This is a genomic window from Pseudobacteriovorax antillogorgiicola, assembly GCF_900177345.1.
Taxonomy (GTDB): Bacteria; Bdellovibrionota_B; Oligoflexia; order Oligoflexales; family Oligoflexaceae; genus Pseudobacteriovorax; species Pseudobacteriovorax antillogorgiicola.
In genome coordinates this window covers 1-22,579 of record NZ_FWZT01000007.1, presented here as the reverse complement: position 1 = coordinate 22,579, position 22,579 = coordinate 1, and the positions used below count along the sequence as shown (strand labels likewise).

Below are 22,579 nucleotides of genomic sequence, written 5' to 3'. Positions count from 1 at the left end.
ATATTCACCTGGTATTATGAAGCATTGTGATCAATATATCCGTGTGGTAAGACTTGTCCATTCGCCAGGGGTGCCGTACGGCTGAGAGGAACTTTCCGACTCTTTGGACCTGAACTGGATAATTCCAGCGTAGGGAGCGCGAGCGACGTCAGCCCCATCCCATGGCCTCTCATGCACGACCTTATGGAGTTGACTAATATGACACAAACCCCAACCACTAGCCCCGTAGAAGAAAAAATCTACGTCTCTGGAACCATTCACAAAGATGTCCGTGTCCCCATGAGGAAGATCAATCTGCGTCCCGTAGAAGGTCAGGAGCGATCTCTTTGTGTCTACGACACGTCCGGTCCCTATACCGACCCTATGGCAAAGGTTGATATTCGCAAGGGATTACCTCGTATTCGCGAGGGCTGGATCGAAGCTCGTGCTGATACTGAGTTCCGCTCAGGGGATGTCACAAGCGCTCTGAAGAAAATCGGTAGTCGCATGCCGGAAATGGATCACACGGCTCGTCGCGCCCTGCCTCGCCGCACCGTGACCCAGATGCACTATGCGAAGCAAGGCACCATCACTCCTGAAATGGAGTTCGTGGCGATCCGCGAAAATCAAAATCGCGCGATTCTTCGCAAACGCTTTGAAGAGCTTACCCCCGCTGAGCAAGAGCGAGAGACAAGGCTCCAAGGGGAGTCGTTTGGAGCGAAGCTCCAGGAATACATCACACCAGAATTTGTTCGTGACGAAATCGCTAAAGGCCGGGCTATTATCCCAGCTAACATCAATCACCCGGAAACTGAGCCGATGATTATTGGCCGTAACTTCCTTGTAAAAGTGAACGCCAACATTGGTAATTCAGCAGTTAGCTCCGGAATCGACGAAGAGGTTGAGAAGCTTGTGTGGGCGACCCGCTGGGGCGCTGACACAGTGATGGACCTTTCAACTGGCAAAAATATTCACGAAACTAGAGAGTGGATCCTTCGCAACTCTCCCGTTCCTATCGGCACGGTTCCTCTTTATCAGGCATTTGAAAAGGTCAACGGCAAGATTGAAGACTTTGGCTGGGAAGTCTTTCGCCAAACTCTGATCGAACAAGCGGAGCAAGGAGTTGATTACTTCACGATTCACGCTGGCGTTCTTAAAGACCATGCAGCTCTTGCCAAAGATCGCGTCACAGGAATAGTCTCCCGAGGCGGTTCGATTATGGCTCAATGGTGCTCCTATCATAATAAAGAGAACTTCCTGTACACCCATTACGAAGAGATCTGCGAAATCATGGCTGCCTATGATATTTGCTTCTCATTGGGTGACGGGCTCAGACCTGGCTCAATCGCTGATGCCAACGATGCAGCTCAATTTGCCGAACTTGAAACCCTTGGTGAGCTAACCAAGCTCGCTTGGAAACATGATGTTCAAGTGATGATCGAGGGCCCTGGTCACGTGCCCATGCACATGATCAAGGAAAATGTCGATAAGCAACTAGAGTGCTGTGACGAAGCTCCCTTCTATACACTCGGGCCTTTGACCACTGACATTGCTCCAGGCTATGATCACATCACAAGTGCTATCGGTGCTGGGATGATCGGGTGGTTTGGTACTGCGATGCTATGCTATGTAACTCCTAAAGAGCATTTGGGTCTCCCCAATAAAACCGATGTTAAAGATGGAATGATCGCCTACAAAATCGCGGCTCATGCAGCTGACTTGGCCAAAGGCCATCCATCAGCGCGGGATCGCGATGATATGCTGTCATACGCACGCTTTAACTTTCATTGGGAAGATCAGTTTAATCTCTCCCTCGACCCCCAGACGGCTCGTAAGTTTCATGATGAAACTCTACCCAAGGATCGTCACAAGGGAGCCCATTTTTGCTCCATGTGTGGCCCCTCTTTCTGCTCTATGCGAATCTCTCAAGACATCGCCAAGCAAGAGGCGGCACGTGAGGCAACTCAGGGATGAAGTTTGCAGTTGTCGGCGGCGGAGTTTTGGGACGAACCCTAGCTATGGAGTTGCTCCCATACGGACCCGTCGATATTTGGGACCCTCATCCCAAAAATGGCCGAGAATCCTCGGCCTACCAAGCCGGAGGAATGCTCGCGCCTTATAGTGAGCGCGAGAAGGGGGAGCCCCAAGTTTTTGCATTGGGCAAAGCTTCCCTTGAACTCTGGCCCCAGCTTTTTGATAAGCTTTCAAAGTTTGGTCTACACCATCAGAGCCAAGGTAGTCTGATCGTGGCCCACCGACGAGACCACGGCCTTTGGCACGAGGTTCGCGACAAGGTCTGCCATAGCCTCCCAGACCAATCCTTCGAAGAAGGCCCAGCTCATCACTACGAGGCAGAGCTAAGTGCTAATCTTGGAAAGGCCTTATTTTTGCCCCAAGAAGCTCATGTGGACCCTCGTAGCTTTCTCGAAGCAAGCTATAGCTTCCTACTGGAACATGGCGTTCAATGGATTCAAGAACGGGTTCCACAACTAGCCCCAGGGAACGTTCCCGTCCTCTTTGATCAATACGACTACACCTTTGACTGTCGCGGCTTGGGAGCCCTTCAGGACACCGAAGACCTGCGGGGCGTTAGAGGTGAAGCTGCTATTGTTCACGCACCCCAAGTCAATCTACATCGACCGGTGCGGGTGATGCACCCTAGGTACTCATTGTATGTGGTACCGAGACCGAACAACCGGTACTACCTAGGGGCGACTCAAATTGAAAGCAGTAGTAACAGCCCAGTAACCCTTCGTTCAGGGCTTGAGATTCTATCAGCTGCATTTGCAATTCATCCTGGCTTCGCTGAAAGCCATATCGAGGAACTTTGTGTTGGCCTAAGGCCAGCATTCTTCGACAACAACCCAGAAATCAGAGTGTCTGGAAGGTTTATTCAGGTGAATGGCTTATTCCGCCACGGATTTCTTCTAAGCCCCATCATCGCTCACCTAGCAGCCGCTCATGTTTTGGGGAATCACGATCAGCAGTTATTCGACACGATTGTAAAGGATATTTCATGAATATCATGGTCAACGGCAAGGCTAAAACCATCGACCAAGAAACGAATGTTTCGGGCTTACTGGAAGCTCTTGGTTACAAGAATCCTTTTGTAGCTGTGGCTATCAACCACCAGTGTGTGCCCCGCAGTAGCTTTGCCACAACAGAAATCAAAAATAACGACGATATCGAAATTCTAGCTCCGATGTCGGGAGGATAAAATGTGGACCATTGCTGATAAGACGGTTAGCAGTAGACTGCTACTCGGCACAGCCCGCTACCCCAGCCCCGCCACTATGAAAGAGGCGATCCAAGAATCAGGGTCAGACATTATCACTGTTTCCTTGCGCCGAGAGTCAGTAGGGGAAAACAACAACGAACGTTTTTGGGACTACATCAAAAACTGTGGAGCCCACATCCTGCCTAACACCGCCGGTTGCCACAGTGTTCGCGATGCAGTGACCACAGCACACATGGCTCGCGATCTATTTAGCACCCACTGGATCAAGCTTGAAGTGATTGGCAACGATGAAACCCTGCAACCCGATCCTTTTGCTTTGGTCGAAGCTGCTCGGATTCTGAATGACGATGGCTTTGAAGTGTTCCCATATTCAACTGAAGACTTGATTGTCGCCGAAAAGCTGGTGTCTGTAGGGTGCAAGATCGTAATGCCTTGGGGTTCACCCATCGGTTCAGGGCAAGGCTTGCGCCACAGGGAGGCTTTGAAAACACTCCGTCAGCGCCTTCTAGGCATAACCTTAATTGTCGATGCCGGCATCGGTAAGCCCTCCCATGCCGCTGCTGCAATGGAAATGGGGTTTGACGGGGTCCTACTCAATACAGCGGTGGCCCTAGCTCAAGACCCGGTGCGCATGGCCACGGCATTCGGCCAGGCTGTAACAGCTGGTCGCACAGCCTTTGAAGCTGGAATGATGCAATCTAAAGATGGAGCTGAAGCATCAACCCCCACAATAGGAGTTCCCTTTTGGCACGAGGAGGCAAGACTATGACATGTATTTGGTCCATCGCAGGGTCAGACCCATTGGCTTGCAGTGGAATTCAAGCCGACCAACGAGCGGCCCAGGCCCAAGGAGTGCATTGCTGCACCATCCTTACCGCTCAAACCAGCCAGAACCATGAAGATTGCCACACGATCACAGCCGTCCCTGCAGCCGATATTCTGGAGCAGTCCAAAGCTGTGCAGCTTAATTCCCCAGCCGATGCGATAAAAATTGGCATGCTTGCCGCGGGCCATAGCGTCACTGCGGTCGCAGAAATCACTCGGAGCATGAAAGTTCCTGTGGTGTACGACCCCGTTCTCAAGACAAGCAGCGGCGGGCTGGCGTTGGGCGACAACTCCATTGCGATCATTCGTGAACAGCTTTTGCCGACAGTCACAGTATTAACTCCTAATATTCCTGAAGCTGAAGCTTTGGTAGGATTCCCCATTACAAGCACGGATGATTTCCGCCGTGCCGCGCAGGAGCTACGCAGCTTGGGTGCCCACGCCGTCCTTATCAAGGGGGGACATGGCCCCGATGACGAAGATGCTACCGACTACTTTCATGATGGCGAGCGCGCCATGTGGCTTACAAGCCCTAGGAGCGAAGGTGAATACCGCGGTACTGGCTGCTATCTTTCAACAGCCATTGCCTGCGGATTAGCCCAGGGTTTAGACCCTCGTGAAGCTGTCGTCCAAGGCCGTATCCACCTGATGGAAGCGATGGATTCGTCCTACCCCCTGGGAGCAGCGAGGATCCTCATTGAGACTAAGGAACCTCGCCAGATGCCGCTCATCACTTACGAATCAACAATGAGCAATGGTGCGCCGTTCCTCGGCACGGGACTCAGCCCACTTGGCTTTTACCCCGTAGTGCCATCAGTAGACTGGCTCAATAGGCTGTTACCACTTGGGGTCACCACTATACAGCTTCGCATTAAAAACCTATCTCCTGAAGAAACTGAAGATCAGGTGAAGCAAGCTGTCTCCCTGGCCCGCAAATATCGTTGTCGCCTTTTTATCAACGACTATTGGCAGCTAGCGATCCGACACAACGCATACGGTGTCCATCTGGGGCAAGAAGACCTCGAAGATGCTGATGTAGCTGCGATTCAAAAGGCCGGGCTTCGACTTGGCATCAGCACCCACTCTCTGGAAGAGCTTGGTAGAGCTTTGGTATACCAACCGTCTTACATTGCCCTTGGTCCAATCTTTCCCACAACCTGTAAATCTATGTCATTTGGACCACAAGGAATGGCGAAGGTTGCGACATGGAAGCGCCTATCCCCTTGCCCGATCGTTGCCATCGGTGGCCTAAAGCCAGAGCATGTCACCGAATTAAAGAGCCTTGGAGCTGATGGTTTAGCCCTAATTTCGGATGTGACTGAAGCAGAAAACCCTGAGGAGCGGGCTTGTGAATGGCTTCGGCTCGTGGAGCCTTGAAGATTCGCAACACGGACTAATTGAGGCTGCAACGGGGCTGTGATAGTATCCTGCCCGGTTAGTCTAACAATCTGTCAAATAGGATACCAACTATGTCAGCACTAGAGTCACTTGTGAAATCTGGGACTAAGCTTTGGCTTGATTCCATCGATCCGGACTTGGTTCTCAGCAACAAAGAGAAGGGAGCTACCGGAGCTACATCAAACCCCATCATCGTATCAGATATAATCAAGACCGGTCGTTACGACGATGAGATCCGTAGGCTCAAAGGTGAAGGCAGAGATGCCCACGATGTGGCATGGACTTTGACCAACCAGCTGGTGAGTCAAGCTGAAGAAGTTTTTATGCCCGTTTTTGAAGCCACACAAGGTAATGACGGCTACGTTAGCTTCGAGGTAGACCCCTTGTTGGAAGACTTAGAACTGGCACCCCCCCACGACGAGCGCGTCCAGAAATACGTCAGCTTAGCGAAGCAGTGGGCCAAAGGCCACCCGAACAGATTGATCAAGGTTCCCGCCACACCAGCTGGTATCGGTTCCCTGGAGGACATGGTTGCTGCAGGTGTCAATGTCAATGTCACACTGATTTTTAGTGAAGACCAGTATAAAGACGCACGTGACGCAGTTTGGCGTGGAGCTCAAAAACGGGATAGCCTCGTCAACTTCAAAAGTGTTTTCAGCATCTTCGTATCGCGGCTTGATGTTTACACTGACAAGAAAGTTACCGAGCTTAGCGCAGATGCCCAAGGCATGGCCGGGATTCTTAACGCCAAAAGAGTCTGGAAGATGAATCAGGAATTCTGGGCTGACAAAAAAACTCCTCTCCAGCAAGAGATGATCTTTGCCAGTACTGGTACCAAGAAGCCTGAGGACCCCAAGTGGAAGTACGTGGCTGCTTTTGCGGGAAGTGATATTGAAACCAACCCACCGGCAACCAACGACGCCGTTGAAGCATCAGGCAAAACTTTCGTCCGCGAAATCGATAAGTTCCCTAGCGATGCTGTGGTGCAAGAGATCGATAGCAAGGTCGATTGGAAAGATTTGGAAAAGACCCTCATGGACGAAGGTCTATCGAAATTTGCAGAGCCTCAAAAAGCTCTTCTCAAACTGATCGAAAGCATTTAACGTGGCTGCCATACCATCATTAGTTGGTATGGCACGATCTTTCTCAAGGACGATGATGAAAACCAATCCTATGACGGATGAGCTTTTTGCCTACGTGAGCCAACATTCACCAGCACCTCATCCCATCCTAAATGACATTGTTGAAGAAACTCAAGAACGCTCCGACCGAATGATGCAAATATCCCAAGACCAAGGTCGATTTATGCATCTTATGACCAAGATCTGCGGCGCTCAACGGGCGGTCGAAGTAGGGTGCTTTACAGGCTACAGTGCAGTATGCATGGCTTCGGCACTGCCTGATGGTGCCTGTCTCTACAGCCTCGATATTAACGAAGAAACGTCTCGGATTGCCCAACGCTTTTTTGACGAGGCGGAACTCAGCGATAAGATCGAGCTCATGGTTGCTCCGGCATTGCAATCTTTGGAAACTCTGTTGAAAGCACACGGGCCAGACTCCTTCGACCTCGCCTTTATCGACGCTGATAAAGTGAACTACCCCCACTACTACGAGGCCTGCTTAAGCCTCCTTCGCCCTGGCGGCGTGTTGATTGCTGATAATGTACTTTGGGGTGGTAGTATTGTGGATGAAAGCAATCAAGAAGACTCGACAATAGCGCTCCGCGCCTTTAACGAGAAGGTTTTCAATGACGATCGGGTTAGCTCAACCATGTTGCATATTGCGGACGGGCTCTACCTTGTCGTAAAGAACTAGGGATCGACAAAGTAAGATATTAGAACCAGTGTGATTAGGGCTAAGAGGCAGCTCTAGCTCTCGCAGGTAATTGCTAGTACACTGAGGAAGACCCCAGTGACTGCTTGATTGATTGAGGTGAAAGTATGTTTGGTATAGGCCCTATGGAGCTGATTGTTGTGGCGGTTCTGGCCATTGTTGTTGTCGGTCCCAAACGCCTTCCCGAAGCGATGAGAAAAATGGGCAAAATGTTTGTTCAACTCCGTCGCCAAACCCATGAAATTCGTCAGGGCTTCAATGATGTGGTGCGGGATGCCGAACGCGAACTTGAGCTAGAACGGATTCGTGAACTGAAAGAGCAGGTCGATAAACTGCGAGATACGAGTTCAATCAAATCTAAAATTAACGAACATATCAACCTCTCTGACGAAGACCTTAAAATAGACCCAGATACCTCCAAAAAAGAAAAAAAGAGAGATGAGCGGGAGTATCATGACTCCCACTATCAAGACGGCGAGTACGCCCACCATTCTGATGGTTTTGTAGACACCGATGCCCTCCTCGCTAAGGCTAAGGAAATCGAAGACCAAGTTCTCAATCGCAAGAAAGATGAGGCCGGTGACCATGAGCCGAAGCCTGCCGATCAAACCAGTTCTGAATCAGCAGCAGCCACTGAAAAGCCCAAGTCAGATGCATCTCCCGCTGAGCTGCCTCAGGATATCGGCAAAGAAGAGCCTCAAAAGCCCGACTCAAAGGAAAAGCCCTAGAGAGTCGCACCCTCCTACTTTGGCATACACATCAGACCTATGGTAAAATACTATAGGATTTAACCCCTCTTCTATGGGTTACCGCAAACCAGGTATACCCCTCATAGGATCTGATATCGTATGCCGTGCTATCGATTGGTATTCTTGCGCTATATTTGTTTTTTGGCCTTCTGCCTAGGCAGTGAGATTGGGATGGCTGAGCCCTGGCTTGGAACTCGATTCGCTCAAAATTGCTCTGGCTGTCATGCGCCGGGCCGCAAAAATTTACCTCCGGTCCTGCGCCGCTGTAGCTTGTCTTGTCAGGGTTGTCATGTAAATCCCAATGGGGGAGGCCTTCGTAGCTTCTATGGCAAGTGGAATGAAAATTACTGGTTAAGATCATTTCGTGTGAAGCGTTTGAAGCAGCCAAAACTGATCGCCCCATTTCATAAGCAGTTCTACGGCCGGAAACAAAAAAAGCTTTCAGTCCAAAATATCAGAAAGATCATCCGCAAGGGCTTTCCTCTCGTACGAAGCAACGAAGAGTTCGAAAATGAGCTGCTCTACGATCGCTATCACGATAAGTTTTACCATGTAAATGCGAAGTCTCGGCGGGAGTTCGAGTTTAGTATCCCGCAAACCGATCCGTATCGCTTGATGGATGAGCAGAAGATCGATGGCGGCGGTGATTTTCGATTCTTTGCCTACAAGTATATGGACGGCGAAGACCAAGACCTTCACCCCTTTTTAATGGAGGCGACCTTCGGCATTCGTTACCGCCCGCTGCGCCATACTCATTTTGTCTACGAGGCACGATACCTTGGAGTTCCCATCGGCCAGCAAATGGACACTATCCCAGGCCAAGAACAAACCCGCAGCTTATATGTCATGCAGGACGACCTGCCATGGAATATCTTTGTGATGGGTGGCTACTATCGGCCACTTTTTGGCAACTATACCCCTGATCACACTGCTCTCGCTCAAGAAATGGCTAGCTTTATTACTACGGGCCAAGCGAACTCTACAAGAAACCTATACAAAGCCTTATCTGTAGGCTCCGCACCAAACGTTCCCTTTGGCAACATCCACTATATTATGAAGCGAGTGGGGACCAATGGCAATGACAAGGAAACCGGAATTGCCGGCAATTTCGGACTGCGTTTTGTAACATTTGGAGCGCAAGTGAACTATAGCTTCTGGACCACTACAGATGCCTCGGAGGAGGCCAACAGCAAGCGGGTCGAGATGCATGCTATCGAGTTTCGTGGCACCTGGCGAGAATACATCGTCGGGATCGAAGGGGTTTCTATGGCGCGGGACGAGGAACTTTCTGATTTTCGTGAAGGTGGTGTGATCACTCTTGAAGGCAAGTATCGCTTCTGGAGAGAGAATTATGCCACTCTTGATATCGCTCAAGCCAACGTAGCTCGCAACGTTCTGCCAGGATCCTCAAGCCAAATCAAATTAGGCACCAAGCACTTTCTCACACCCGGCCTGGAAGTAGGTGTGTCTTACAGTATGGACAGCGATGACCAAACCTTACCAACGGCCGCAAAGACTGATCAAACGACACTGTCCTTCATGGTGCACACCTATTTCTAAGCAGTTCCCAGTATCGTGACTTCATCACCAACCCGAATCGTAGTACCTGAACCATGATGTAGAACCGCATTTTGGCCGAAGGTTACACCTCTCAGTTCCTCATGATACCGATACTCCATGAGAGTTTTTAGGGGCTCAGGGCCTGGCTTCATGGTGTCTGGATCGATAGTCGTGATCCGGCAGCGGGTACAAGGCTTCACCAGCTCAAAGACAGCATTCCCTATTTTGATTTGCGAGACACGATCTTCCTGATAAGCCTCCCACCCTTCGATGACTATGTTGGGCCTAAACCTCGTCATAGAAATGGGCCTATGGTCTTTGGCCTGCAATCGGTCGTTGAGATCTACGAGTGACTGCTGATTGGAAATCAGATATGGAAAGCCATCAGCAAATCCATAAGGGACATCCCGATCCACGAAGTTGCGGTCCGCCCAACGCCTAGCAGCGGGATTCCAAGCCACAACTCGCAGGGCAATACCTAGCCATTGAGACAATTGATGAGCAATGTCGTCACCGAGGTCATCGGCTTGGACTTCATCCCCCCAAACTTTCACTCCCAATTGGCGATGGATCATTTTAGGAAACCGGCGTGACTCCCCAGCGCGGCTTAAAACAAGATCGCCACCTTCGACATATAGCCCTACCTCGCCCATCTTGGGATAGGCTCGTTGGGTGAGGAAGGTACCATCAGGCTTAACTAGCATCATGAGCCGATCGCCCTCTAGACCCCAATCCCCAGCCTGACTTTGATCCAAAGCCAAGCCTTGGCATGATTTTGTCGGATAGATATGAATCTCTTTTACTTGGGCCACCATGCACCTCCTCCAAAAAGCCAATTCGAAATGGACTGCTCTTGTCTTAGGCACTAGAGTCACAGAACTCAAGAACTATCGCTCTGTGTCTCTCTTCCTGCCAAGAAAAGCACTCAATAAGGTGCCTAAAAGTTCAGCCAGATCTGATTCTTAATCCATGTCAATTTTAATAGTAGAATGCTATTATGATAGGAAACACGACCATAAAAAGTTAGAGCCTGGATTTGCTGAAACTCGCTAAGATCACGATTCTCATGTGTCTCCTTGCACCTTACAGCGTGGCCAAGCCCGCTCCTGCTGTAGCCTGGAATGGGCAATACTTGGGTAAAGGGCAAGGTGCCGTCTATGTCAACTTAAATCTAAAAGGCTTTAAACGGTCCAAGAGAGGCAAGACGCTGCTAAACGATATTGTGATTCGTCTCAAACACAATAGCAGTGGCCGCTACTATGTGATTTCTCAACAGGCATCGAATAAAGCTCAGCCCCAATATATGTGGATTCTTCCGGTTGGCATTTATACGGTGCGGCGGATTACTTTTATCGATAATGCTGGTCTAAGGCGCGTTTTTCAAAGTCAGCAAAAAACCATTGCCGTCAGCTCTTTGAACCTCAGTTACCTAGGCCTCTGGGATATTTCGCCAGGGCCCAAGTCGCGCCTAAAAGTCAATTTCAAAGCCAATAAAAGTCGCTACAAGCATCAGTTTGAACACCAAACCTTTGTCGCATTAATAGATGGGCTGACTGGTAAAGAGATTCGGCAACTTGGCGGAGAGGAGGTACGCCTCCAGTCTCAATCCAACTTCGGGTCTCAGGCAGAAGCTCGGGCCGTGTTCACAGAACAAGTGAATGTTGCCATGTACTACAAAATAGACCTTGGTAAATACAACCAATATGCTAGCAGCATAGCCAAAACGATCCAAAGCCAAGAAGTAAGTTTTCGCAAGTGCTATACCGATTATCTGCAAACTGAGACTGGGCAAGGGAGTATGGGTTTTCGCTTTATCATTGAGAAATCCAGTGGAATCATGGGTGGGATCAAGCATATCGGCGGCAGCCTGAAAGACGACAAACTTCAAGAATGCTTGTACTATAACCTTGGCTTGATGCAGTTTCCTTTGAGCCGCAAAATACTGGGGAAGATCACGTTTCTGTTTAAAACTCAATGATGAGGAATTGACATGGACACAGAAGACATCAAAGAAAACATCCAAAAGCCTTATGTCTGGACCAGGCTGGTTCATATGGTCATTCTATTTGTGGCTTTCCGAATCACCGAGCTGATTCTCTATGCGATCATCATCCTTCAGTTTTTCATGACAATGATCACGGGCAAGCGACTTGAAAACCTTGACAAGCTAAGCTCAGATTTGAGCCACTACATGAAAAACATCATGCTTTACCTATCCTTCAATCACGATGAACGGCCATTTCCATTTTCAGAATGGGACCAAACCAAGGGCTAAGCAAAATGGGCCACCGCTTCCACGGTGGCCCTCATGTTGCTCTTATAGTGTATCGAAAGCCAATAAACTCTAGCAACGACGCCAGCGGATTCCCCAAATTTGCTTGATAGAGCCATCGACAGAGTCAGTGCCGATAACACCTAGCGCATCAGGGTTGTCACGCTTATTTAGGTTACGTACGCTAATAGCAGTGTTGATGTTAAGAGCTCGCTCAGCATTACAGCTAGACCAAACTAGAGACTCAAGACCAACATTTTCGCGGAACTGATAGTACTCATCCATGAATCCTCTCATGCGCTCACGGAAACGGCCTGTGAAGCCACTGCCTTGGAAGTAGTATGATGTAGAGTGCTCAGCTTGTACGTCCTCATCAAGGATGACGAATCCACGGTAGTCAAAGGTACCGACGGAGAATTGCCAGCCTTGAGGAATCTTTAGATTTAAAGTGATTTGACAGTTTTTACGACCATCGCTAAATGTGAGGCCAGGACCAGCTTCAGCGATATAGTCAGAGAAAGTCAAGGTGAACGCTTTCTTGTCTTCCGCTAGGTTTTCTGCAACAGTTCCAAGAGGACAACCGCTACCGTTGTACGAGATGTCTTTGATTGTAACTTCACCAGAAGGTGCAGTTGCGAAAGCTGCTGAAGAAACCATGATTGCTGCTGGAGCTACAAGAGTTGCAAGACGTGATAGGTTCATACGTATCCCTTTCATTCGAGTTTAAAGGTTCAGGTGCTAAATCGTTTAAGCACGCTATCTATTGCAGCCCCCGTGCCACGGCGATAACTTCGAAGTGTTCATCGTGATTTTTATTTTAATTAGCTGTTCTAACTGATGTTTTTAAGCGAACCTAGGCATATCACCCAGCCCAAAAACAAAAAAGATAATCAAAGATGAAGATGAGTTTCTGAGATTAGCTAAGATAAAAAAGATTGAAAAAGATAGGATGATGAAAAGCTATGCACCTTGATTAATGCTTATTAAGATGCTGGCTTAATAAACTTTAGAAACGCAAAGTAGATATCCGGATTGTGATCCAGTTCAAGCACAGCCCCACAGGAAGGACAGGGATCGTCTAGCTGCTCCTTATAGGACTTATCACCACCGATATCTTTACCAACTTCCAGCAGTTCTCGTGCTTCATGACCACATGAGTCACAGATATAATGCACATAGAAGGACTCGATGGTGCCATTCTTGCCAATGAATTCGGGAATCATGGAAAACTGATCGACCATAACAGCGGAACAGCGTTCGAGATGAAGCCTTGCGGATGACGATAGGACAGCTTGTACCCACTCCCGTATTCCCGAACTATTGATTCGGGTCACTTCGGAAAAGTCGATCCAAATTTCTTCCTGGCCTTTATTAAAAAGTTCGTCGAATGAACTGAACTCATCAATGACACCTGAAACTTTGGCCCGTTTGGAATCTAACCACTGGATTTTACATTTATTCACAGATGACTCCGCCTATTCCGACATTGCATTCGCTATCGGAATCCCAGACTTGATCTTTAACCGAAGGTAAAGACATTGGTCGCAGGACACCTAAATATATATAATTACTCTAGAAATATGAGGTAGTTCTCGTCATCTTCATCGAGGGAAAGGATGGTGCTGCACTTCTCACAAGGCTGTTCTACCAGATCCTTTTGCAAATCACTATCTTCGGTGACCTCGAAACGTATAGCTTGCTCATGGCCACAATTATCACAGGTGTAGTCGCCATAAAAACTCCTTACTACGGCATCTCCCCGGAACATCGCCATCATATTCATCTGCATCACAACGTCGGATGTGCACTCCTCAAAGAAGATCTCGCGCCCTTCCTGGATATGCCTAAGAAAATTCACCCATGACCGAATTCCAAGGGAATTGATATAGGCAACTTCTTTAAAGTTAAAGACCACTGTCTTCAACACGCGACTATGGAGGTCAGCGAGGACTTGGCCTGCATTCTCATCGATCGGGCCTTTTAAAAAAACAATTGTTTCCTTGCCCTTATCGCTAACGCTTATTTCCAACATAGAAAACTCACCGATAGGCAGTTAATGCTCTGTATTCGTGCATGGTTCCATGGAACAATCTATATCATAACACAATTCCAATTTGTGTAACGACGAATATATGATTGAATGGACCATCACAGACGCAGTCAATACCAGTCCCATCTTGATTTTCATTCTTGATGACACCGGTACCATTGTCCGCATTGCAGGATCTCTAGCCCAACAGCTAAACATTGATTCAAGCAGTGCTCTTGGATCCTCTGCGTTTAAAATTTCAAACTTTCCTTGCCGCCGTTCTCACTTCAAGAGAGCTATGAAAGGCAGTAGTTTTAGCATTAATACAACTATTTCCAATCGCTCCTATGAAACTGAGTTTACCCCTGCAAAAGATGCTAGCGGCGTCATTAGCGGTGTTGTCGGTATGACTTTAGATGTTACGAAGAGTCTTGAAGTAGAGCAATTCCTAGATGAGGAACGACATAAAATTTTCGCCTCCCAACGGCTAAATTCCCTCGCCACAGTAACGAATGGAATCGCTCATGAAATCAATAACCCACTAGCCATCATCAGTGGCTATGCAGAGCAATTAAAGCAGCTTTGTAAAAAAGAACCTATGCCGATTCGAAGAATTGACTTTGTAACCAGCAAAATCATCAGCGCCAGCAATCGCTGTAGCCGCATTATCGATAGTCTCAAAGATTTCTCCCGCGACGGATCTCAGGACGAATTTGAGCTTTCACCTGTGGGCCAACTAATCGATGACACCATTGAACTTTGTGGTCAGAAGTTTAAAAGTGCTGGGGTGAAGCTGAAAGTGGGAATGATCGAGGATCAACTTGAAATCAAGTGCCGTAGGGTGCAAATGATCCAAGTACTCTTTAATCTGCTCAACAACGCTCTAGATGCTTGCAAGCTACTAGATCGGCCTATGGTATCTATAGAAGTTGCCGAACTTCAAAATTCAGTTGCGATCTCGATCACTGATAATGGCCCCGGAATACCCGAATCCATTAAGAACAAGATTTTCGAACCATTTTTTACCACGAAAGAAGTGGGCTCGGGAGTCGGCGTCGGTTTGAGCATTGCCAAAGGCGTGGTGGAAGAGCACCAAGGAAGCCTTGAGCTAGAGTCGCAAACAGGAAATACCGTGTTTATTATTACTCTACCCAAGGCAGGCGAAGAACAAAGCTCTACAGAATCCGCCTCCTAATAGGCCAGATTTGGTGCCAACCATCGCTCGACTTCACCGATGCTCATTCCAATTCGCTTCGCATAGTCTTCAACTTGATCCTTTTGAATCTGACCAACGCGGAAGTAAGCAGCCTCGGGATGCCCAAAGTACCAACCTGAGACTGAACTTGCCGGAGTCATTGCACAGCTTTCCGTCAGCTTCACACCAATCTTATCTTCGACCTGAAGCAGTCTCCAGATCGTCTTCTTTTCCAGGTGGTCAGGACACGCCGGATATCCAGGAGCTGGCCTGATACCTCGATAGCTCTCCTTAATCAAATCATCAATAGTTGTATTTTGAGAGTCTGGAAAACCCCAGAGTCGGCGAATATCCTTGTGCAGCATTTCTGCGAGAGCTTCCGCAAAACGATCGCCGATTGCCTTGATCATTATTGCGGTGTAGTCATCATGTTTGGCCTCAAAATGGGCAGCGTATTCCTCAACTTCAGAGCCAGCTGTCACCACAAAAGCACCGATATAATCAAGGCGCCCCGAGTCTTGAGGTGCGATAAAATCTGCAAGGCTGCGCATCGGCTCATTGTCGGAACGCTTTCGCTGCTGCCTTAGGAAATGAAAGCGGTCGATAACCTCGGACTTTGAGGCATCACTATATAAAACTACATCATCGCCAATGGAGTTTGCCGGGAAGAACTTGGTCATGGCTTGAGCGCGAAAGCGCTTGTTCTTTATAATGTCATCCATGATTTTTTGGGCATCAGCAAAAAGCTCTCGTGCCTGAGGACCCCACTTTTTATGATCCAGTACTTTCGGATAGAGGCCACGCAGCTCCCAGGTCCAGAAAAAAGGTGACCAATCAATATAAGGCACGATCTGATCGAGAGGAATATCATCAAGAACTCTTGTTTCGAGTGTCTCTGGCTCACTGATGTCGATACCTTGCCAATCGAAAGTGAGTTTATTGCTCTGAGCTTCAGACCAAGGCAAATATTCAGCGCCCTCAGCATTAGCAAAGAAACGATTGCGGATATCTTCCTGCTCTTTTTTCAAGACTTCTCGAAAATTTATCCGTGATTTTTGACTCATGAGCTTATTACAAACATCAACAACCAAAGAAGCATCCGCAACGTGTTTGACGATCCCATCATAAGAAGGAGCGATCTTAATGGCAGTGTGAGCTTTACTCGTGGTCGCTCCACCAATGAGCAAGGGCACATGGAAGCCCTGGCGCTCCATCTCCTTTGCATTATGGGTCATTTCGTCTAGCGATGGTGTAATAAGCCCTGAAAGACCGATGATATCTGCATCGATCTCTTTGGCTTTTTTCAAAATTTCTTCACAGGAAACCATCACCCCTAAGTCTGTCACCTCGTAGTTATTACATGCAAGAACCACCGAGACGATATTCTTGCCGATGTCATGAACGTCCCCTTTTACAGTTGCAATAAGAAAGCGGCCCTGACTGCTCTTTGCCTGGGATTGTTCCTTTTCTTTTTCCATGTAGGGCTGTAGGTATGCCACCGCACGCTTCATAACTCGGGCGCTCTTCACAACTTGGGGCAAAAACATCTTGCCTTCGCCAAAAAGATCGCCAACCACCTTCATGCCATCCATCAACGGACCTTCGATCACTGACAAGGGCCGCCCTAGCTTTTCTAGAACTTCAGCTGTGTCCTCATCAATAAAGTCTACGATGCCTTTTACCAGAGCATGGGACAAGCGAGCTTCGACAGGATCATCCCGCCATTCCATGTTGCTTTTGGCACGCTCCTCAGACTTAACTCCCTTAAACTGCTCCGCATAATCGATGAGCCTTTCCGTAGCATCATCCCTTCGGTTGAGAAGCACGTCTTCCACATATTCGAGCAAGGTTTTATCGATTTCATCATAAACTTCTAGCATTCCCGAGTTTACAATTCCCATATCCAAGCCAGCTTTGATGCCGTGGTATAGAAACGCGGCATGCATCGCCTCCCGAACAACATTATTTCCCCTGAATGAGAAAGATACGTTGCTAATGCCACCACTAGTGTAAGCCCCTGGGCAGACTTTCTTGATCTCCCTGACTGCTTCGATAAAGTCGACCCCGTAGTTATTATGCTCTTCCATTCCTGTTGCGACGGTCAGAACATTCGGATCGAAGATAATGTCGTGTGGGTCCATCCCAACATCTTCAGTGAGAATTTTGTAGGCTCGCTGGCAGATTCTAACTTTATCTTCTTTTGTTGCTGCCTGGCCTTTCTCGTCGAAAGCCATCACCACCGCAGAGGCACCGTAGCTCATGATTTTCCGCGCATGATCCTTGAATACCTCTTCCCCTTCTTTAAGAGAGATAGAGTTGACGATGCACTTTCCTTGCACACACTTTAGACCCGCCTCGATAACGTCCCACTTGGAACTATCAATCATGATGGGCACCCGGGCAATGTCTGGCTCGCTGGCGATGAGATTTAGGAACCTTGTCATGCAGGCTTCACTATCAAGCAAGCCTTCATCAAAGTTAACATCGATAATATTGGCGCCATTTTCAACTTGATGCCGTGCCACCGCCAGAGCCGCATCAAAATCGTCATTTTTTATTAGCTTAGCAAATCGAGGTGAACCGGTAACATTGGTTCGCTCTCCAACCATCAGAAATGGACGATCGCTATCAGCAGAAACAAACAAAGGCTCCAATCCGCTGAGACGCATACCCTTTTCTAAGTCGGGAAGTGCCCTTGGGGCAGCTGTTTCACTTGCTTTTACAATTGCGTTGATATGATCTGGGGTCGTGCCACAGCATCCGCCCAAGAGATTAACAAACCCAGACTCGACGAAATCTGACACCTGCTCGGCGGTCATCTCTGGTGTTTCATCGTAGCCAGTTTCACTTAATGGATTGGGCAAACCTGCGTTAGGGTAGCAGTGAACGAACGTGTCAGCTACAGTGGATAGCGCCTCTACGTAGGGCCTCATCTCCCGCGCACCCAAGGCACAGTTTATCCCCACGGTGAGGGGTTTGGCGTGACGAACCGAATACCAGAACGCCTCAACTGTTTGGCCACTGAGTGTGCGCCCAGATTGATCCGGAATGGTTACCGATAGCATCACCGGCATCCGCAAGCCAATCTCCTCGAACAGACGATCCAGGGCAGCAATAGCAGCCTTGATATTGAGAGTATCAATAGATGTTTCGGGGAGGAAGATGTCAACGCCACCTTCGTAGAGGGCCTTCGCCTGCTCGTAAAATGAATCGGTTAACTGGTCAAAGGACACAGCCCGATACGCCGGATTATTGACATCTGGGGAGATCGAAGCAGTTCGGTTGGTTGGCCCAAGTGCGCCTGCTACGAAGCAGGGTTGATCGGGATGCTGCTTTTGAAAATCATCAATAGCTTCCCGAGCGACCTTCGCAGAACATACGTTTATGTCGTAAACGGCCTCTTCGAGCTTGTAGTCAGCTTGGGCTATTGAGGTGGCGCTGAAGGTATTCGTTTCAATGATATTCGAGCCAGCCTTGAGAAACTCGGTATGTATTTTTTTGATAATGTCAGGCCGCACAATCGATAGCAGGTCGTTATTGCCTTTGAGATCGACGTCGTGATCCTTAAAGCGCCCACCACGAAAGTCTCGCTCTTCAAGCTTAAAGCGCTGAATCATCGTTCCCATAGCCCCGTCGAGATATAAGATTTTCTGCTGAAGCAGCTTCTGTAATTCTAGTCCTTTATCAGACATGGGCAACATGATGAAACTCCTGATGGTGGTAACTTCCATATCGAGAGCCAAGACTTCTTTTCGTCAGAATCTTACCGGCCCAAGCACCAGAATCCTAAGATCTCTCACGGCGCTCGATATGATATCGTCTAATGCAAACTCTTAAACTACTATATTTGTGACTGAATTCAATTCATTTTAAGGTGCTGGGAAGGCCCCCGATACTTTCTCTTGCAGGCTTAAATTCTGCCGGAGGTTCAATTATGTTCAAGCCCGAATACGTTGCTCAGCATGACACCATGCTCGAACGAGAGTACTTCTACAAGAAGGATCGCGAATTGATCGATAAGATCAAGGAGAAGGAGGCTCTCAAGCTACTGGACCAGGAGCGTTCCAGCCACCAAAATAAATGCTCCATGTGTGGGCATGAGATGGAGCAAAAAAGTATGGAAGGCGCGAGTTTTCTTTACTGTTCAGAGTGTAAGAGCCTCCACATGGCGGTCCAAGATCTAGACAACCTGAGCCTTCGGCACAAGCTACGCAATGTTGTGAGCGACCTACTCATCCACCAGAATTCCAAAGTGAAAAAATCAGCATAGCAGAACTGAAAACTTCGGCTACGGCCGAAGAGCTTAGTCTTCCTGAACACTTTCCAATAATCGATTGAGAAGGTCCTTAAGGCTATCTTCATCAGGATCTGCGACTTTTAGGCCAGCACGAAACTGCCCGGTTTCAGGAACTTCAAAGCACCAGGCAACCCGACATGGGACAGCAATCATGTGAGGAGCATCGAGGCTGACTATACGAAACTCGGTCACCTTAAGAGGCTGAGCAGCCAAAATACCTAGCCCACTGAAGGAGAGGTCAAAAATTTCGACACTTAGCTGATCGATGCTTGCCAATGGCGAAGCCTTAGCTTGCAAGCCAAACCTCTGAACTCGATAGCGTCTCTCTTTCCTCTGCTTGGAGAAATAACGACTCACGGGAACACCTCAAAATCATCACCGCGAAACTTGGATAAACTATCCTACGTACGACGCCCTATCGTCTTATTTTCCAGGACCCTGACGAAGAAATATTAGTCTATATTCAATAACTTAGGTGTAGAAAGCATTATTGACGCGATAAATAGCGAAGATTTCTGGGAATTTTTAAGATTTTTAGCTTTACAAGTCCCACTCAGTTCTTTAATAATCAGCCTCCCTGATGCAGGGACGTGTTCCTCAAGGCCTCATCGATCTACCTTGCCTTGTGGAGACAGGCTTATGCCAGCGTGGCGGAATTGGTAGACGCAGTGGATTCAAAATCCACCGTCCGCAAGGACGTGCCGGTTCAAGTCCGGCCGCTGGTACTACATATTCTTACCAAAGATCAAAAGAAGAAAACTTCACGATATCTATTTCAAAAACTTAATTCATCCTCGAACGACCACAGCACCTAACCAAACCTGTTGCTCTTCAGTGTGAGTTACTAGTGACTCCTGCCGCCAAATCTTGGCAATTTTAAAGCCATCGACGGACTCAAGAATCGCCTCAAGCTCATCCATTTCATAGGTGGAAAAGTACCGCCCTTGATCATCAATGAAGTTTTTCTTGCCTTCCTTCAGCGAAAGGTAAAAAACGCCACCCAAACTCAGCGAGTCTCTGATCAGCTCCAATACTGACCTAATCTTCTCCTTTTCAATGTGTAGCAGTGATGCTGATGACCAAACGAGATCGAATTCGCAACAATAATCTAGGTTTTCAAACTTTAGAAGCCTACTATTCTCATTAACCTTAGACACTAAATCAATCATTGCCCTAGAACCATCGACGGACGTAACAGAGAATCCGCTGTCTATAAAGAATTTGCTATCTCGCCCTGGGCCACAGCCCAAATCAAGTACCTTGCCTTTTCTGCCACCAAGAAATCGAATCACTCTATCGTAATGATCTTCGAGATTGATATGATCAGTCCGGGTCTTATATGATTCCGCATTTCTATCATACAAATTGAGTGTTTGGTCTTCCAACGTCATCATTGGTCTGCCCTATCTGTATAAAATCCTTGATATAACATAGAACTTTTAGAATCACCTTTGTTATTCATAACCTACCTTCAATTCAGAGAAAGCTAGTTTCATTTCCTCTATTCTTGGGTAAGCCTCAGCCTTTTCAAAATGTTTCATCGCTACTTGCATGGAGCGTACGGCGGCCCTGTTTTTGTCAAGTTCCAAAAATATTTCAGTTTTCACCTGAGCAAGCAGACCCAGTTCGGTATTCCAACCATCAGCTCGCGCCATTCCCTGATCGATCAATTGCAAACCTTCTTCAAACATCCTATTTCTCTTGTGAATGATCGCTCCAAAGTAGTACCAGTAGGGATCATCAACGATCGCCTTGATAGCCGAAAAAGATTTTTTAAAGCGCTCGATCTGAACCTTCGAGGGTGATGATATTGCATCGTTTACAGTTAGCAATATATCGATGTAATGGACACCTCTTTGGTAACCAATATCCTCTGAGCATTGTCTTGCCTTTCCTAGATAGTCGGTTGCCTCCTTATCACGATTGATAAAAATGAGAGGCTTGCCCACAGCGATATATGATTTGATAACAGAAATCTTATCAATTGAATAAGAAGGATCCTCAAGCCGATCCACCGCCATAGCATGAGACCTAAGATAGTCTCCCCGGAGCCAATGGGCCTCTATGATATTATGCAACGCTCTATGACGACTAATAGGATCGTGAACCTTCTGAGAACATAGCTGGAGGCTCGCAATTGCTTCTAGAAGACTGCCACAGGCTGTATCTATAGTAGCCCTCCAGCGCTTAGCTTCCCAATAACTCACATCATCCCGGATCTTTTGAAAAATATCGATGCTGACATCGATGTACTCGATGCTTTCCTGCAATTTGTACTGCCAAAAGCAAGCATTGGATAGATCAAAGTATAGCCTTGCTAATAAGTTGAGTGGCAGTTTATCTGAAAGGCTCGATTTGATGCAGTACTCTAGAAGATCGTAGTTATGATCTATCGAAACAAGCTTCTTCATGTTCTTTTTATAGATCAAGTTAGCTGCTTTCAAAACATCAGCATCCGATGCCCGTGCCAATTGAGGGTTGTGAATCGTAATCTGGGTGACGGGTACTTGCAGCACTCTTGCTAGAGACTCTAGGTTTGACTTTTTGCCCCACTTAACCCGTCCGCTGATCCAACGACTAATTGTGGCTCGATCAACCCGAATCTGTTCGGCGATCCACCAAATCTTAAGCTCTAGCTGCTCAATACGGGACTTGATGAAATAGCCATTCACTGCAAATGTTTCTTCCATATCGCCCTTCCCACATTTAGGCATATATTTCTGAGGGATCGTCACCGTGTGAATCGCCATGAATATGCCATTAAGACGCTACCAACGTCAACCTCTTCCTTAAGAAAGAGCGTTGCTGATCTATACCAACTGCGATCATCAGTCAAGTTAACTACTGGCAACTTAATGTCGATTATACAAAACATAGTTTAGTACGGTTTGAGTTGTTACTAGTGCTTAGTCACATTGAATTCTCGGCTAGGCGTCGAGGAATGATTGAGGAGATAGTACTCCCGTACAGCGACGATTGAGAGACGAAGACAACAACGCCGAGAATTCAATGTGACTAAGCACTAGATCTATCATGGAAGGCCTAATGGATACCGCAATCACAATTGATAACGTATTAAGAGTTGTGCACATTTGGAACTAAGCGAAACGGCATAGAAAAGCCCTCAATCTGATAAAATTAGGAATACAAAATTTCAAAAACCTAATCAGATGAGGGAGAATATAATGTCTGATGTAAAGTCTA

Annotated in this window: 21 protein-coding genes, 1 tRNA gene and 1 riboswitch; of the genes, 14 read left to right on the top strand and 8 right to left on the bottom strand. The window is 47.7% G+C overall.

Annotated elements, in window-relative coordinates; genetic code table 11:
• Positions 1–56: 56 nt before the first annotated feature.
• Positions 57–154: riboswitch (TPP riboswitch) on the top strand.
• Positions 155–198: 44 nt separating this feature from the next.
• The 9 genes from thiC (at position 199) to B9N89_RS10585 (ending at position 9,582) form a co-directional block, all read left to right on the top strand.
• Entirely contained in the window at positions 199–1,953 is a 1,755-nt protein-coding gene (gene thiC, locus B9N89_RS10625; RefSeq protein ID WP_279433270.1) for a phosphomethylpyrimidine synthase ThiC, read from the top strand.
• A complete protein-coding gene (locus B9N89_RS10620; protein ID WP_132318619.1) occupies positions 1,950–2,999 on the top strand; it encodes an FAD-dependent oxidoreductase in 1,050 nt (349 codons plus the stop codon). Before thiC ends, B9N89_RS10620 begins: the two co-directional genes overlap by 4 nt.
• On the top strand, positions 2,996–3,196 hold the full coding sequence (thiS, locus tag B9N89_RS10615; protein WP_132318621.1) for a sulfur carrier protein ThiS: 201 nt from the start codon (positions 2,996–2,998) through the stop codon (positions 3,194–3,196). The genes B9N89_RS10620 and thiS overlap by 4 nt, the downstream gene beginning before the upstream one ends.
• 1 nt (position 3,197) lies before the next feature.
• Positions 3,198–3,986, top strand: a complete 789-nt coding sequence (locus B9N89_RS10610) for a thiazole synthase (RefSeq protein WP_132318623.1) — start codon at positions 3,198–3,200, stop codon at positions 3,984–3,986.
• Complete coding sequence (gene thiE / locus B9N89_RS10605; protein WP_132318625.1) at positions 3,983–5,419, top strand: thiamine phosphate synthase; 1,437 nt, start codon at positions 3,983–3,985, stop codon at positions 5,417–5,419. The genes B9N89_RS10610 and thiE overlap by 4 nt, the downstream gene beginning before the upstream one ends.
• Positions 5,420–5,511: 92 nt before the next feature.
• Positions 5,512–6,543 carry a transaldolase family protein gene (locus tag B9N89_RS10600; RefSeq protein ID WP_132318627.1) on the top strand — a complete coding sequence of 344 codons (1,032 nt, stop codon included), beginning with the start codon at positions 5,512–5,514 and terminating at the stop codon, positions 6,541–6,543.
• Between the two features lie 70 nt (positions 6,544–6,613).
• Positions 6,614–7,255, top strand: coding sequence for an O-methyltransferase (locus tag B9N89_RS10595; RefSeq protein WP_234996091.1), 642 nt, complete (start codon positions 6,614–6,616; stop codon positions 7,253–7,255).
• Between the two features lie 125 nt (positions 7,256–7,380).
• Positions 7,381–8,001: a twin-arginine translocase TatA/TatE family subunit gene (gene tatB, locus B9N89_RS10590; protein ID WP_132318631.1), complete on the top strand. Its 621-nt coding sequence runs from the start codon at positions 7,381–7,383 to the stop codon at positions 7,999–8,001.
• Positions 8,002–8,193: 192 nt separating this feature from the next.
• Positions 8,194–9,582, top strand: a complete 1,389-nt coding sequence (locus B9N89_RS10585) for a hypothetical protein (protein ID WP_132318633.1) — start codon at positions 8,194–8,196, stop codon at positions 9,580–9,582.
• Here B9N89_RS10585 and B9N89_RS10580 read toward each other — a convergent pair.
• Complete coding sequence (locus B9N89_RS10580) at positions 9,579–10,394, bottom strand: MOSC domain-containing protein (protein WP_159455292.1); 816 nt, start codon at positions 10,392–10,394, stop codon at positions 9,579–9,581. The genes B9N89_RS10585 and B9N89_RS10580 overlap by 4 nt on opposite strands.
• A gap of 224 nt (positions 10,395–10,618) precedes the next feature.
• Between B9N89_RS10580 and B9N89_RS10575 the strand changes: the two genes are divergently transcribed.
• Positions 10,619–11,560: a hypothetical protein gene (locus tag B9N89_RS10575; RefSeq protein ID WP_132318637.1), complete on the top strand. Its 942-nt coding sequence runs from the start codon at positions 10,619–10,621 to the stop codon at positions 11,558–11,560.
• A 12-nt stretch (positions 11,561–11,572) separates the two neighbouring features.
• On the top strand, positions 11,573–11,857 hold the full coding sequence (locus B9N89_RS10570) for a DUF4389 domain-containing protein (RefSeq protein ID WP_132318639.1): 285 nt from the start codon (positions 11,573–11,575) through the stop codon (positions 11,855–11,857).
• A 69-nt stretch (positions 11,858–11,926) separates the two neighbouring features.
• On the opposite strand, the gene B9N89_RS10565 is transcribed toward B9N89_RS10570, so the two are convergent.
• The 3 genes from B9N89_RS10565 to B9N89_RS10555 all read right to left on the bottom strand — a co-directional run bounded on the left by B9N89_RS10565 (position 11,927) and on the right by B9N89_RS10555 (position 13,886).
• Entirely contained in the window at positions 11,927–12,556 is a 630-nt protein-coding gene (locus tag B9N89_RS10565; RefSeq protein ID WP_159455291.1) for a DUF4360 domain-containing protein, read from the bottom strand.
• A 281-nt stretch (positions 12,557–12,837) separates the two neighbouring features.
• On the bottom strand, positions 12,838–13,317 hold the full coding sequence (locus B9N89_RS10560; protein ID WP_132318643.1) for an STAS domain-containing protein: 480 nt from the start codon (positions 13,315–13,317) through the stop codon (positions 12,838–12,840).
• 104 nt (positions 13,318–13,421) lie between these two features.
• The gene (locus B9N89_RS10555) at positions 13,422–13,886 is read right to left on the bottom strand and encodes an STAS domain-containing protein (protein ID WP_132318645.1); all 465 of its coding nucleotides are present in this window, start codon (positions 13,884–13,886) and stop codon (positions 13,422–13,424) included.
• 100 nt (positions 13,887–13,986) lie between these two features.
• Here B9N89_RS10555 and B9N89_RS10550 point away from each other — a divergent pair, with 100 nt between their 5' ends.
• Positions 13,987–15,078: an ATP-binding protein gene (locus tag B9N89_RS10550; protein ID WP_132318647.1), complete on the top strand. Its 1,092-nt coding sequence runs from the start codon at positions 13,987–13,989 to the stop codon at positions 15,076–15,078.
• Here B9N89_RS10550 and metH read toward each other — a convergent pair.
• A complete protein-coding gene (metH, locus tag B9N89_RS10545) occupies positions 15,075–18,779 on the bottom strand; it encodes a methionine synthase (RefSeq protein ID WP_132318649.1) in 3,705 nt (1,234 codons plus the stop codon). The two genes, B9N89_RS10550 and metH, sit on opposite strands and share 4 nt — an antisense overlap.
• A gap of 233 nt (positions 18,780–19,012) precedes the next feature.
• On the opposite strand from metH, the gene B9N89_RS10540 reads away from it, so the two are divergent.
• Positions 19,013–19,348 carry a hypothetical protein gene (locus tag B9N89_RS10540; protein WP_132318651.1) on the top strand — a complete coding sequence of 112 codons (336 nt, stop codon included), beginning with the start codon at positions 19,013–19,015 and terminating at the stop codon, positions 19,346–19,348.
• Between the two features lie 33 nt (positions 19,349–19,381).
• Here the strand turns inward: B9N89_RS10540 and B9N89_RS10535 are convergent, their stop codons facing one another.
• Positions 19,382–19,732, bottom strand: coding sequence for a PilZ domain-containing protein (locus B9N89_RS10535; protein WP_132318653.1), 351 nt, complete (start codon positions 19,730–19,732; stop codon positions 19,382–19,384).
• Between the two features lie 284 nt (positions 19,733–20,016).
• Here B9N89_RS10535 and B9N89_RS10530 point away from each other — a divergent pair.
• Positions 20,017–20,100, top strand: a tRNA-Leu gene (locus B9N89_RS10530).
• Between the two features lie 63 nt (positions 20,101–20,163).
• Here B9N89_RS10530 and B9N89_RS10525 read toward each other — a convergent pair.
• Both B9N89_RS10525 and B9N89_RS10520 read right to left on the bottom strand, forming a co-directional pair.
• Complete coding sequence (locus tag B9N89_RS10525; protein WP_132318655.1) at positions 20,164–20,769, bottom strand: class I SAM-dependent DNA methyltransferase; 606 nt, start codon at positions 20,767–20,769, stop codon at positions 20,164–20,166.
• 60 nt (positions 20,770–20,829) lie between these two features.
• Positions 20,830–22,125 carry a helix-turn-helix domain-containing protein gene (locus B9N89_RS10520; protein ID WP_132318657.1) on the bottom strand — a complete coding sequence of 432 codons (1,296 nt, stop codon included), beginning with the start codon at positions 22,123–22,125 and terminating at the stop codon, positions 20,830–20,832.
• Positions 22,126–22,579 lie beyond the last annotated feature (454 nt).